This window comes from Caldibacillus thermoamylovorans, assembly GCF_000751775.1.
Classification (GTDB): domain Bacteria; phylum Bacillota; class Bacilli; order Bacillales; family Caldibacillaceae; genus Caldifermentibacillus; species Caldifermentibacillus hisashii.
In genome coordinates, this window is sequence record NZ_CCRF01000077.1 from 16,758 (window position 1) to 29,978 (window position 13,221).

General features: G+C 36.9%; 13 protein-coding genes. 1 reads left to right on the forward strand and 12 read right to left on the reverse strand.

All coding sequences use genetic code 11. The annotated features are described in order from the left end of the window. Positions 1-258 precede the first annotated feature (258 nt). The 9 genes from BT1A1_RS13280 to BT1A1_RS13320 all read right to left on the reverse strand — a co-directional run bounded on the left by BT1A1_RS13280 (position 259) and on the right by BT1A1_RS13320 (position 8,220). Entirely contained in the window at positions 259-1,053 is a 795-nt protein-coding gene (locus BT1A1_RS13280) for an ABC transporter ATP-binding protein (RefSeq protein WP_034772055.1), read from the reverse strand. After that, positions 1,046-2,026, reverse strand: a complete 981-nt coding sequence (locus tag BT1A1_RS13285) for an ABC transporter permease (protein ID WP_034772057.1) — start codon at positions 2,024-2,026, stop codon at positions 1,046-1,048. Before BT1A1_RS13285 ends, BT1A1_RS13280 begins: the two co-directional genes overlap by 8 nt. Before the next feature lie 340 nt (positions 2,027-2,366). Further along, positions 2,367-2,729, reverse strand: coding sequence for a Na+/H+ antiporter subunit G (locus BT1A1_RS13290; RefSeq protein ID WP_034772060.1), 363 nt, complete (start codon positions 2,727-2,729; stop codon positions 2,367-2,369). A gap of 85 nt (positions 2,730-2,814) precedes the next feature. Further along, a complete protein-coding gene (locus BT1A1_RS13295) occupies positions 2,815-3,102 on the reverse strand; it encodes a Na(+)/H(+) antiporter subunit F1 (protein WP_034772063.1) in 288 nt (95 codons plus the stop codon). Continuing rightward, a complete protein-coding gene (locus BT1A1_RS13300; RefSeq protein WP_034772065.1) occupies positions 3,099-3,578 on the reverse strand; it encodes a Na+/H+ antiporter subunit E in 480 nt (159 codons plus the stop codon). The genes BT1A1_RS13295 and BT1A1_RS13300 overlap by 4 nt, the downstream gene beginning before the upstream one ends. After that, positions 3,579-5,066 carry a Na+/H+ antiporter subunit D gene (locus BT1A1_RS13305; protein WP_034772067.1) on the reverse strand — a complete coding sequence of 496 codons (1,488 nt, stop codon included), beginning with the start codon at positions 5,064-5,066 and terminating at the stop codon, positions 3,579-3,581. Then, entirely contained in the window at positions 5,059-5,397 is a 339-nt protein-coding gene (locus BT1A1_RS13310; RefSeq protein ID WP_034772069.1) for a Na(+)/H(+) antiporter subunit C, read from the reverse strand. The genes BT1A1_RS13305 and BT1A1_RS13310 overlap by 8 nt, the downstream gene beginning before the upstream one ends. Next, the gene (locus BT1A1_RS13315) at positions 5,385-5,822 is read right to left on the reverse strand and encodes a Na(+)/H(+) antiporter subunit B (protein WP_034772071.1); all 438 of its coding nucleotides are present in this window, start codon (positions 5,820-5,822) and stop codon (positions 5,385-5,387) included. Before BT1A1_RS13315 ends, BT1A1_RS13310 begins: the two co-directional genes overlap by 13 nt. Further along, positions 5,809-8,220, reverse strand: a complete 2,412-nt coding sequence (locus tag BT1A1_RS13320; protein WP_156103240.1) for a Na+/H+ antiporter subunit A — start codon at positions 8,218-8,220, stop codon at positions 5,809-5,811. Before BT1A1_RS13320 ends, BT1A1_RS13315 begins: the two co-directional genes overlap by 14 nt. Positions 8,221-8,548: 328 nt before the next feature. Between BT1A1_RS13320 and BT1A1_RS13325 the strand changes: the two genes are divergently transcribed. Next, positions 8,549-9,229: a universal stress protein gene (locus tag BT1A1_RS13325; RefSeq protein WP_034772075.1), complete on the forward strand. Its 681-nt coding sequence runs from the start codon at positions 8,549-8,551 to the stop codon at positions 9,227-9,229. 15 nt (positions 9,230-9,244) lie between these two features. Here the strand turns inward: BT1A1_RS13325 and BT1A1_RS13330 are convergent, their stop codons facing one another. From BT1A1_RS13330 to BT1A1_RS13340, 3 genes are all read right to left on the reverse strand, one after another. Beyond that, positions 9,245-9,808, reverse strand: a complete 564-nt coding sequence (locus BT1A1_RS13330; RefSeq protein ID WP_034772077.1) for a tyrosine-type recombinase/integrase — start codon at positions 9,806-9,808, stop codon at positions 9,245-9,247. Between the two features lie 550 nt (positions 9,809-10,358). Further along, on the reverse strand, positions 10,359-11,309 hold the full coding sequence (locus BT1A1_RS13335) for an L-lactate dehydrogenase (RefSeq protein ID WP_034772079.1): 951 nt from the start codon (positions 11,307-11,309) through the stop codon (positions 10,359-10,361). Between the two features lie 511 nt (positions 11,310-11,820). Then, entirely contained in the window at positions 11,821-13,023 is a 1,203-nt protein-coding gene (locus BT1A1_RS13340; protein ID WP_051989134.1) for an MFS transporter, read from the reverse strand. Positions 13,024-13,221 lie beyond the last annotated feature (198 nt).

Sequence of the window (13,221 nt, forward strand, 5' to 3'; positions counted from 1 at the left end):
ATGGATGTTCACCTTAATTCTTATAATGGAAACGCTATTTTGTTATCCTTGCGAGAAAATTACACAATAAATTATTCCTTAAAGAAAACTCGGCGATTGCCGAGCCTTTAGGCGAAAGCAGAGCCGTAGTTGCACTTATACTTAATTCTTAAAATTTCCAACTACGTCGAATTCGCTTCTTTGCTGGAAATTTATACTTTCTTAACGTACAAAAAAAGACACCAAGTCAAGCACATGCTTTCCTTAATGTCTCTTCATTTACGCTAATAATGTCCGGTCGGTTACGAGCTTTTCGCCGCGAATTCGCTGAAACTCTATTAATAAATCATCAATCGTCAGTTGATTTTTCTTCGCTTCATTAATATCCAAAATAATTTGACCGTTATCCATCATAATTAATCTGTTTCCTAAGTCTAAAGCTTGCTGCATATTATGAGTAACCATCAGCGTAGTAAGGCCATATTTTTTTACAATTTGCTTCGTAAGTTCCGTAATTAGCTGAGCTCGGTTCGGATCTAGGGCTGCGGTATGTTCGTCTAATAATAAAATATCCGGTTCTGTGAATGTTGCCATCAGTAAAGAAATTGCTTGCCGTTCCCCACCGGATAGAAGACCAATTTTGGCATTCAGACGATCTTCCAATCCTAAATTTAATGAGGCCAACGATTCGCGGAAAAATTCTCTTCGTTTTTTTGTCACCCCGAGACCAAGTGTCCGTTTTTTATTTCGCGAATAGGCCAAGGCTAAATTTTCCTCAATCGTCATGGAAGGTGCGGTTCCTGCCATCGGATCTTGAAACACGCGTCCAATCAATTTGGAACGTTTATATTCCGGGATATTCGTTACATCTTTCCCGTGAATGACTACGTTACCTAGATCAGGAGAGAGCACACCTGATATAATATTCATTAACGTTGATTTCCCAGCGCCATTACTCCCGATAATTGTGACAAAATCACCTTTTTCCAAAGATAGATTAATGTGATCGAGGGCGATTTTTTCATCCAATGTTCCTTCATTAAAAATCTTTTTAATATTTTTCAGTTCAAGCAACAGATTCACCCTCCCCGTTTGCTTTACTGTTCGATTTTCCTTGAAGCTTGTGTTTTGCTTTCCGATTTTTCTCCCGTTGTTTATCGATTAGTTTCGGCAAGACTAAGGCCAAAATAACGATAACCGCAGTAACTAATTTCTGGTCACTGGCATCCAAGATCCCTTGATTTAATGCAATCGTGATAAAGATTCGGTAAATAATTGCACCAAATACAACAGCTAAAGTTGTGCGGGCGATCGTCTTCTTCCCGAAAATAGCTTCACCAATTATAATCGATGCCAGCCCGACCACAATCATCCCAATCCCCATTCCAACATCAGAAAATTGATTGTATTGGGCAATTAAGGCACCGGAAAATGCAACAAATGCATTAGAAATACCGAGACCTAAAATGATCAAGCCGTCTGTATTTGCTGAAAAACTACGGATCATTCGTTGATTATCACCTGTTGCCCGGATGGATAAACCAATTTCCGTTTTAAGAAAATAGTCTGTTAAAAATTTAAATATCAATGTGACAATGATCATAAAAATTAAAATTCCGTAATCGCCAAGTCCGATTGAGTTAAAAAAATCCCCAACTTTTGTAAAAATAGTGTCTGAATTTAATAACGGAATATTCGGACGAGAAACACCATCTTCCAGTGTTAACCCCATAATCCGTAAGTTAATAGAATAAAGGGCCAGCATCATGAGAATTCCGGAAAGTAAATCATTGATCTTTCCTTTCGTATGAAGGAGACCGGTTATACATCCGGCAAAAAAACCGGCAATCAGTGCAGCCAATGATGCCAATATAGGTGAATAACCATTTACAATCATTACCGCAGCAACAGCCCCGCCGGTAACAAAACTGCCATCCACCGTCAAATCTGCAAAATTAAGGACACGAAACGATATATATACACCGAGTGCCATAATCGCAAAAATAATTCCCATTTCCGAAGCATCAAGTATCGCAGGTAAAGTCATCAACATCTCTCCCGTCTTTTTCTATTGTTGCTGAAGTTCAATTTTGAAAATCCCCCTTTGCGCGCCAACCACTTTACCCCTTTAAAGCAAATATTTATTATTTATATTTGACACCTTATTAAAAAAATTGTCAATAGATATTCAAGTATTTTTTTATTAAAATAACCTTAAAATAATTTCCATTGAATAATTATGTGATTAGTACCCAAAAAGGTTTTATGGAAAAATTTTAGCTAATATAGTATTATCTATATTTATCAAAACACAATGTGTTGTGATTTGAACGTTAGTTTTTTAAAAAAGGGGCTTTTTGGGCGGTAACCATTATGTTTAACCTGCTTTATTTTTTTGACAGTTCGTTTTCAAAATAATATTTTTTTAACTCATCTTCAATCGATTTTTCAGTCAGTGGTACTCCGTTACGATAGGCCGATCGAGCAATGAGATGAGCAGCAACAGGAGCTGTTAAAAACACAAAGAATATTCCCATTATGAGCCGAATACTAAAATAGCCTTCAGAAATTAAAAAGTAGAGTAATGTCCCGACTAATGTACTTAACACACCTAATGTCGAACTTTTTGATGCTGCATGTGAACGAGTATAGACATCCGGTAGGCGGATAATCCCAATAGCACTGACAAACACAATAATGGAACCGGCAAGAATAAAAAGTGCGGCAATTACTTCATCACTTCCGTGCAACAATATCACCTCTTTCAATTGATTATACTTATACTAACGGACTTATCTTCAATGCCCTTGGTATAACCACTTTTCCGAAATAACTTTACCCTTCATCTTTCTGCTTAATTACCATACCTCTTTCTGTAAATCTCGCAAAAGCAACGGTTCCGACAAAAGAAAGAATGCCAATCAACAAAATCAAATCAAAAAAGGCATGGGTGTGCAGGAGAACGGAAAAAACAGCAATACTGGCAATTAAATTAATACCGATTGCATCGAGAGCCTGGATACGGTCAGCACTTGAAGGACCCTTTACAACCCGATAAATATTGGCCAAAATCGATAATGTTAATAAACATAAAGATACAATCATAATAATTTCAAACGTCATTTTCTGGTCACATCCTTTATCGCCTTTTCAAAAACCGCCTTTGATTTGAGCACGGATGGTTTTGATTCGGGAATATGCAGTGCATGGACAAACAAAGTCTTTGCATCCGGTGTTACTTCCATCACGACCGAACCCGGTGTTAAACAAATGAGCAGAGACAATAAAGTTATTTCAAGATCTCCCGCTAAATCCGTCTCCACGCGAAAAATCCCCGGTTTGATATTTATTTTTGGTCTTACGATATGTTTAATAACAAAAAGACTTGATATTAATAATTCATATATAAAAATAAGAAACAATTTTCCTATAGCAAGAAAGGTAAAAAGATAAAATGGCTTATGAAAAAAACGTCTTAAGCAAAATAAAATGAACAAACCTACTAAATAACCACTGAAAAAAGTAAGGAAACTCGCTTCATCCTGTAAAAACATCCATAACCCGGCGATAAATAAGTTCATTAACACTTGAATCGGCAATTAAATCCCCCCTTTATCCAGTACGGCAAAAATATATTGGTTGGGATCAAGTAAACCTTTTGCAGCTATCAATACATACTCATGAATTCCTTCAGCACCGAGTCCGAGCGCAAGACTGATACCTGTCAATAAAACAATTGGTAACATTACCCCTTTTGTTGTTCCTTTTTCCTCATCTTCGCTCATTACCGTTTCTCCCCAGAAGACATCCATAAATACTTTAATTAATGAATAAAGAATGAATATACTCGCTAATAATCCGAACCCTCCTAACCAAAAATAGCTTGCTGCAAATGCTCCTTTCGTAATATATAACTTTCCAAGAAAACCGCTTAATGGAGGAATTCCTACCATAGACAATACAGCAATGAAAAACATCCAACCTAAAGCCGGGTGTGTACGAATCAGTCCACTCATATCTTTGAGCTTGCTTGTTCCGGTAAGGCCTATAATGGTCGCACCGATCAAGAATACTAAAGCTTTTATAATCATATCGTGGATTAAATAATAAATAGAGCCTAAAAGACTTTGTTCCGTAAAAGCAACTAATCCAATCAAAATAAAACCTACACTAATAATGACATTGTATGTTAATATTTTTTTCAAATCCCGATATCCGATTGCTCCCATTGCACCAAGAATCATTGTTAGAGCTGCTAAAATACCAATACCCATATGGGTGACTTGTGGCTGGTGATAAAAAATGAGGGTAAACATCCGAAAAATCGCATAAATACCAACTTTTGTCAAAAGTGCTGCAAAAATAGCAGCGATTGCGCCAGGTGGAACGCTATAAGAACCCGGCAACCAATAAAAGAGGAAAAGACCTGCTTTTAAACTAAACACAATTAAAAACAAAAATGAAATCGTCGTAATCAATCCATCTTGTCCCGCTTCAGCAACACGGATTGATAAATGGGCAAAATTCAATGTTCCCGTTACAGCGTACAAATACGCAACACCTACGAGAAAAAAAGCGGAAGAAATCACGTTGATCATGATGTACTTTAATGATTCCCGCAGCTGGTTCCGAGTGCCTCCTAAAGTGATCAGTACATAAGAGGACACAAGAAACACTTCAAAAAAAACATACAGATTAAATAAATCTCCGGTTAAAAATGCACCGTTAACCCCGGTGATTAAAAACAAAATCAGCGGATAAAAATAATATTTTTCTCTCTCTTTTCCAATCGAGTGAAAGGCATAAAGCAGACAGCAAAGAGATACAATACTTGTCACAAATAGCAGTATTGCAGCAAACATATCCGCAACAAGGCTGATTCCATAAGGAGCTTGCCAGCCGCCCAACTGCAATGTTTGAATCCCGCTGTCTTTTATTTGGTTCATCAAAATTAATGCAACCATCCCCGGGAAAATACATGCAACCGGGCTTAACAAACGGTGCAGCCAAATATTTTTTCTGAAAATAATTAACAACATACCAATGAATAACGGAAACGCAATAGGTAAAATTAATAGGTTATTCATCCGGATTTCCCCTTAGCCGTTCCATATCATCCGTCTTAAAAATTTGATAGGAACGATAACTTAGCACAAGCAACAGGGCTGTTACCGCAAAGTTAATAACGATTGCTGTTAAAATTAATGCTTGCGGCAATGGATCGGTAAATCCGGCCATTTTTTCATCAAGTAACGGGGCACTTCCGGTTTTTAAACCACCCGATGTTAAAATTAATAGATTAACAGCATGACTGATTATTGACAATCCAAAAATAATCCGTAACATTTGTCTCGATAAAACTAAATAAGTACCGATCGTAAATAACAGTCCGACAAGACAAGCCATTATCGTTTCCATAGAGAATCCCCCTCACTAATACTCAGAATGATGCTCACGGCTGTTCCAATTACTGCAAGAGCGACACCGGTATCAAAAATTAGTGCCGTAGCCAATTCCGTTTTCCCAAAAATCGGTAAATTTTTATCATTAAAATATTGAGTTAAAAACGGGTCACCCGCCAACATACCCGTAAAGCCTGTACCAATGGCAATTAAAACCCCAAGTGCGGCCAGTTTCTTAAAATCAATTTGAAAATTTTCCCGGACTTTTTCAATATCAAATGCTAAAAAAAGCAATACAATTGCCGCTGCTGTACTCAACCCGCCAATAAAGCCGCCTCCCGGATGATGGTGTCCGTTTAAAAACAAATAAACAGAAAAGGTAAAAATAATGATGACAGTCACTTTGGTTACACTTTGTAAGATGACGTCATTCGGCTTCATTGTGATCACTTCCTTTCATTCGGAACCGAGCCAATGTATACACCCCAAGCCCGGCAATACATAAAACAGAAATTTCAAGCATTGTATCAAACCCGCGAAAATCGACTAATATGGCATTAACAATATTTTTTGCACCGGCCAATTCATACGCATTTTCAAAAAAATAAGAAATCGGTTCAAACAGCTTATGACTGTTGCTTGACAAAGCAAGTATAGTAATTGTTAATCCCGTTGCAACGGACACAATCAGATTTGTTAACTTAAACTTGATCCGACCAATATTCTTTTGTAACTTTGGCAAGTGATAAAAGCAAAGTAAAAATAGTACGGTTGTCACTGTTTCTACAACCATTTGTGTAAGTGCCAGATCCGGAGCACGAAAGATAACAAAAAACATTGTCACTAAATAACCTACGACACTTAGTGCAACAATGGCCGTCATTCGATTACTTGTAAATAGAACCGTTAATGCGGCTATCATTACCCCCAAAACTAAACCCATATCATAAATACAGATGACATTGTCTTCGGAAACATCAAATTGGATACCGTGTAACAACAAAAGTGAGCCGGCTAAAACAATGACAAAAAACGAAAAAATATAGATAAAATAATGGCGGATCGAACCGGTCATATAGCGATTTGTTATTGTAAGTGAATAGCGCTCGACTTTTTCCAAAGATTTCTCAAACAAGTTATTTAACGTAAGCCATTGCGGATATTGTTTAAGCAAAGGAACCCACCGCTTGACTGTAATAAATAGGAGACTTCCCATAATTACAACACCGATAGTCATCAAAAGTTCAGTATTCCATCCATGCCAAGCACTAATTTTGATATCCACCTTATCGATCGTAAACATCGGTAGGATGGCAACGAATGCCGGTTTCAACAAGTATTTGGAAAAAACATTTGGAAAAAAGAAAATAACTACGACGAAGAAGGCGAGTATTACAGATGGAATTAACATACCAAAAGGTGCCTCATGTACATCCCGATTCAACTTTTCCTGTCGATATTTCCCGGAAAATGTCTTAAAAACGAGAATCATAGAGTAAACAAAAGTAAAAATACTGGCAATCCATGCAAGTAAGGGAAATAGCATACCAAGTGTTTCAAGATGAAATATTTCCGCCACCCTCACATCATTGACTGCTTTAAAAAACATTTCCTTACTTAAAAATCCGTTAAAAGGAGGTAATCCGGCCATAGAGAAACCACCAATTAGTGCAACAGTAAACGAAACCGGCATCAACTGCATCAATCCGCCAAGCCGTCTAATATCCCTTGTTCCGGTTTCATGATCAATAATTCCGACGACCATAAATAAACTGCCTTTGAACATGGAATGATTGAACAAATGAAAAATTGCGGCAAAAATGGCCATCGAATAGGTAACACCATGTTCACTCGGTCCAAAATAAAAAGTGAGTGAACCAATTCCTAATAAACTCATAATTAAACCTAATTGACTAATCGTCGAATAGGCCAGTAACGCCTTTAAATCAGTTTGTCGAACGGCTGTAATTGAGCCATATAATAAAGTAATGATTCCTATTCCCGATACTAGCCAAAACCAAACGGAACTTCCGCCAAAAACGGGTGTAAATCGAGCTACCAAATAAATTCCCGCCTTCACCATCGTCGCCGAATGAAGGTAGGCACTAACGGGCGTCGGCGCTTCCATTGCTCCGGGCAACCAGATACTGAACGGAAACTGGGCTGATTTTGTAAAGGCTCCGAGTAAAATGCAAATAATCACAGGGATAAATAATTTATGTGCTTGAACGAATTCCACATTAAGAATCATTTCGCGAATACTATATGTGTCGGTGATAAGAGTTAACATAATCATCCCCGCAAACATACAAAGCCCGCCAAAGACAGTGATAAGCAAAGATTTCATTGCCCCATCTCTTGATGACTTTCGTTCATACCAAAATGCGATTAATAAAAATGAGGAAATACTTGTCAGTTCCCAAAAGCCATATAGGATAAAAATATTATCAGAAAATACAAGACCCAGCATAGCGCCCATGAACATCATTAAATACATATAAAACTTATGAAGTTCTTCTCGATGCTTTGATAGATAAAAAATGGAGTAAATAATGACAAGTACACCGATACCGGAAATTAATAATCCGAACAATAACGCCAAACCATCAATATAAAAATCTAAATTCATCTCCACTGAAGGAAGCCACGCTAAGGAAGTTGTCAGATGATCACCTTTTGCAACTAAGGGAATGTATCGAAAGAGGTGTAAAAATATGACCAAAGGAATCAGTAATACAAACCAACCTAAATGAATTTTCGGATGAAACAACTTATACAAAAGCGGAATTGCCATAGCAAATACAAAAGGAATAAATATCAGCATGTGTAACGAATTCAAACGGCATCCCCCCAACAATTTCATTCAATTTCGGAAGCCACGAAAAGAGGCAAAAATTCTTGATCATATTCATTTTCACAGCATAACTTTATACTGAGAGCTTTTACCATACGCAACCTATGCATGTTGCCGATATACTTACAATTTTCAGAGGGCAACTTTTTTTACTAAGGCTTTACCATGTGACAGCCTTACATTTTTCATGTTCCTAAAATTTGTTGAAAAATGAAATATAGGCAGTTTTGGATTGACTACTCTCGTTCCATCGGTTATAGTTCTACATAGTCAAATAGGTGATTCCAACAAAAACATTTGAGGTGAATCATAGATGGAAGCAAATTTTTCAAATGAAAGAATTCTTGTTTGTGTTTACTATGGTCCAAATGGAGAAAGATTGATTCGACGTGGCTGCCAAATTGCAAATATGCTTAAAGCACCACTTTATATATTAACGGTTGATTTAGCCCCTTTTGATGAATTAGACGCCGAAAAAGTAATTTATATCGAACAGTGGAAAAAATTTGCTGAATCGCACCCTTCTGCTCAATTTATCATTAAAGATAATGAAAAACGTCCGGTGGCGAAAGTAATTGCTGAAGTGGCCAGACAGAATCACATAACCCAAATCATCCTCGGGCAGACTGCTCAAAGCCGCTGGGAACAGATTACAAAAGGTTCAATCATTCATGCGCTCTTGCATGAAATTCCTTTTGTCGATCTTCATATTATTTCTGTCTCCAGATATATTCGTGATGAAGAGGGTTTATTTGAAAAAGGAATCCGTGCATACCTTGTTAAATCCGGTACAGAATACTGTCTAACATTCAGTCATACAAAAGATATTGAATATGAAGGTATTTTTTTCAAAGAAGTCGGTACGGATTTTGATAACGGAATTTTCCGATTTATGAACGGTTGGGAAACCCGGCAAGTCCAAGTCACTGACGGGATTATTAGAGATTTAAAAAATATGGACTTGAACAAAATTGATTTAAATAACACGGATTGATGTTTAAATCTTTAATTATAAATTCACATCGACCTTAATGAGCTTTTGTTCGTTTTTATCGATTCCAATATATTTTAAAGTTTCTGCTGTGGAGTGCTGGTTAAAAATATTTTTTAAAATAGAAATGGCCACCCCTTTACGATAGGCATGATATCCGAACGTCTTTCGAAGCGTGTGGGTTCCGATTTTTTCCTGGATCCCTACTTCTTTTGCAGCATGATTGATGATTCGATAGGCTTGTTGCCTCGTAATTGGATGGTTATTTTTTTTTGATTTAAATAGAAAATCATCCGGCTGCAATTCGTTGCTTGCCAAGTAATCCCTTAATACTTCTCTTACTTTGCTGTTTAAATAATATGCTTTTACTTCCCCATTTTTTTCATCCTTTAAGTAAAGAAACTCTCTTGTTTGGGAACCGTCCCATACGTCTTTAACCGTTAAATACAATAAATCATGTACTTTAATTCCCGTATTTATCCCAATAACGAAAAGGAGTAAATCCCGAAGTGAAGATTGACGTAAAACCTTTTTCATTGCTTGTATTTTTTCAATTTTTTTAATTGGGTTCACATACTCCACAAAATCCCCCTCCAATAATGTTACACAATATTATTTTATAACTAATTATGTAACATTGTAAAGAAGTTTACTTTATTTTGTTAAAAAAACGTTTTTTTCAACTGCTTGGCTTGTGTTGTCAAAAGGTGTCCATAGGATTCGAAGCTTTCCTTGTGCAATTTTACTTAAATCATAAAATTCCCTTTGCATCTTTTTCTTTGCCGGAATTTTTTGCTTTTACCCACAAAAAAATAGGAGCTGAACAATTAAGTTATTTTAATCATTCAGGCATCCTTATTGATAATCATTTACTATTTCGCATCCCAAGACATGTGGAAGTTTCGTCGATAAAATTGAGTAGTTCTCAGAGGCCACTGAAAAACTATTTGAATAGATTTACTAACACAATATAAAACCCGGAAATACATCTAAATGGTGTTTAGCAAGATTGTTTCGCACTTTTTCAGTGTCCTCTAGTTCTCGACCAGAGTTGTCGACGAGTTTGCCTTTCGTCCTAAGGTGGGAAACTCAAGTTATTTAATAAAGTGAAGTGTCCTTACTGCACGTTAAACTAGGTCAAATTGACACTGTTCATGGTTTCTTTTAAAACACGAATAGAATGATTGAGCCGGTCTTTCTCGGTGGCGGTCAATTCCATTTTAATCACGCCACTAATTCCATTTCTTGTGACAATAGCCGGTACACCGATAAACAAATCTTTATGATCATATTCACCGTCCAAATATGTAGAAACCGTTAAAATGGAATGCTCATCTTGTAAAATTGCCTTTGTTAATCGAACCAACCCCATTGCGATCCCATAGTAAGTTGCACCCTTTTTCTCAATGATATGATAGGCAGCATCGCGGGCTTGGACAAATATATCATTTAAATCCTCCACTTTGTATTTCGGGTCCTTTCTCATCCAATCAAAAATGGGAATCACGCCAATCCCTGCATGACTCCATACCGGAAGTTCCGTATCACCATGTTCACCTATAATATATGCATGGACATTTCTAGTGTCTACATTGAAGTAATCACCCAACATGTAACGTAGACGGGCAGTATCTAATATTGTTCCGGAACCGATTACGCGTTCTTTTGGTAATCCCGAAAATTTCCATGTTGCATAAGTAAGAATATCAACCGGATTTGATGCAACGATGAAAATTCCGTTAAAACCGCTGGCCATGACTTCTTCAACAATACTTTTCGTGATTCTCGTATTTTTTTCAACAAGGTCAAGACGTGTTTCACCGGGCTTTTGAGCTGCACCAGCTGTTAAAACAACAATATCAGCATTATGACAATCTGAATAGTCACCATGACTGATAATCATTTTGGCAGGTGCAAATGGAAGGCCATGATTTAAGTCCATTGCATCCCCTTCCGTTTTCTCTTTTTTTACGTCAATCATCACGAGTTCCCCGGCAATTCCCTGATTTAATAAGGCAAAAGCGTAACTGGAACCAACAGCACCGGTTCCGACAAGTACTACTTTACTTACACGATTAGACATCAAATCCACTCCTATACAATATATTTGGAATTCCTTTAAAATTTTGCGAAACATTTATAGATCACCGCTATAGGTGAATAATTCAAAGTCCTCCTGAAGAATGTTACCAAATAACACCAATCCATTCCATTTCTTTTTTCTCTATGGATATTGTTTCCCAAGATAAAGGAAATAATTTTCATCTCTTCGTGGTTAAAAAAATCCGAGAAAATAACAGTCGTTTTTTTTATAGGATGCTATACCTCTCTTAACGTATAAAAGTATGCGCCCCGTCGTTCAGTGACCATTCACTTTATCTTTAGTCTTTTTGCCTTTTTTTTGAAGAAGCAATGTTAGGATTTTCTCCACCTTATTTATTTTTTAACGGTGTCAATAGTGTTATGAACTTATAAGGAGGTTTTTCTAAATTTGTTCCTAAGCGGAAAGGAAATTATGTGATGTTTTTCACATTCATATTATAACAAAAACTGGAAGGATTGGCGAGCCTTCCTAGTATATTTAAAGAATCAAACTATGAAACCGCATTTATTTTTTCCGTTCTTAAAATAAATATATATAAACCGATTGACATCAAGATGGAAAGGGCAGCTGCTAGATAAATACTGGCATATCCAATCCAATGACCGATTTGACCGAACAAAATTGCCCCAAATCCGACTCCGAGATCAAAAAAGGAAAAAAAAGTTGCATTAGCCATGCCACGGCGATTTTTCGGTGATCGTTCCACCGCCCATGCCTGAAGTGCCGGCTGAATGGTACCAAAACCAAAGCCGTAAAGAAATGCTGCAATAAATAATATGAAGCTATTTGGCAACCAAGCCAAAAATAACATGGCAAGAAAAATAAGAAGCGTTCCTGGAATAAAAACAGCACGGTGCCCTTTGCGATCATATAACTGACCGGCAAATGTTCTTGTTACCATTAACGCCATTGCGTAAATAAAAAAATACGTTTGAATGCCTTCTACCCCTTTTTGCACTGTATATAGAGGTAAAAAGGAGGCGATTCCTCCAAACGTAACGGTGATGAAAAAGGCAAGAACGGAAGGCTTTAACGCTGACTTTTCATAGAAATCCCATTTCCCAACAAGAGCCACTTTTTCTTTTTGTTCCACTTTTTTAAACGAAATAAATGATGAAAGGATAAATGCCAACAAACCAAATATGGCACAGATGATAAATAACGATTGAAAGGAAACATGTTCCACCAAAATTAATCCGAGTGATGGACCGAATGCCAATGCTAAATTTCCCGATAACCCGTAATAACCTAAACCTTCACCTCTCCGTTTTCCCGGAATGATATCTGTCGCAATTGTTCCTGAAGCTGTCGTTGATAATCCCCAACCTAAACCTTGAACAATTCTCATGACAAAAAGGAATAATATGCTTGCGGTAGCACTAAAAAATCCGACCGATAGGAAAAAGATCAATAATCCGGATAAATAAATGATACCTCTCCCCTTTGTTTCTAAAGCATGCCCGGCAAATGGACGAATCAATAATGCCGAGAAAGTAAAAATTCCAACCGCCAATCCAATTAATTGATCCCGCCCACCTAACGCTTCAACAAATAACGGAAGAGTTGGCAAAGTCATTTGGAATCCTAAAAAAACAAAAAAATTGGCTAAACAGATTAAAATAAAGTCCTTTGTCCAAATTTTTTCAATCCTAGTGCCGGTAACAGTATCTTTTTCTATTACTAATTTGGCCATTATTATCCCCTATCCCTTTGTATATCCAAAATGTTCATATTGTTCTATACAATTATATCAAAATTTTTTGCATTTAGAAATGATTACACTTTCAAATTTGTAAAAGGAAATTTTTAGCAGCTACGTACAGATCAGTACGGCAGAGGAAAACCGTTAAAAGCTGTTACTGAAATGCCCCATTGGTTTGGACAAATCGGG

What these genes read in the sequence shown, in the direction of transcription:
- BT1A1_RS13285 (WP_034772057.1), bottom strand. Translation starts at nt 2,026, where the DNA reads ATGACTTTACCTGCGATACTTGATGCTTCGGAAATGGGAATTATTTTT.
- BT1A1_RS13310 (WP_034772069.1), bottom strand. Translation starts at nt 5,397, where the DNA reads ATGGAAACGATAATGGCTTGTCTTGTCGGACTGTTATTTACGATCGGT.
- BT1A1_RS13340 (WP_051989134.1), bottom strand. Translation starts at nt 13,023, where the DNA reads ATGGCCAAATTAGTAATAGAAAAAGATACTGTTACCGGCACTAGGATT.
- BT1A1_RS13305 (WP_034772067.1), bottom strand. Translation starts at nt 5,066, where the DNA reads ATGAATAACCTATTAATTTTACCTATTGCGTTTCCGTTATTCATTGGT.
- BT1A1_RS13295 (WP_034772063.1), bottom strand. Translation starts at nt 3,102, where the DNA reads ATGACGTTTGAAATTATTATGATTGTATCTTTATGTTTATTAACATTA.
- BT1A1_RS13315 (WP_034772071.1), bottom strand. Translation starts at nt 5,822, where the DNA reads ATGAAGCCGAATGACGTCATCTTACAAAGTGTAACCAAAGTGACTGTC.
- BT1A1_RS13325 (WP_034772075.1), top strand. Translation starts at nt 8,549, where the DNA reads ATGGAAGCAAATTTTTCAAATGAAAGAATTCTTGTTTGTGTTTACTAT.
- BT1A1_RS13335 (WP_034772079.1), bottom strand. Translation starts at nt 11,309, where the DNA reads ATGTCTAATCGTGTAAGTAAAGTAGTACTTGTCGGAACCGGTGCTGTT.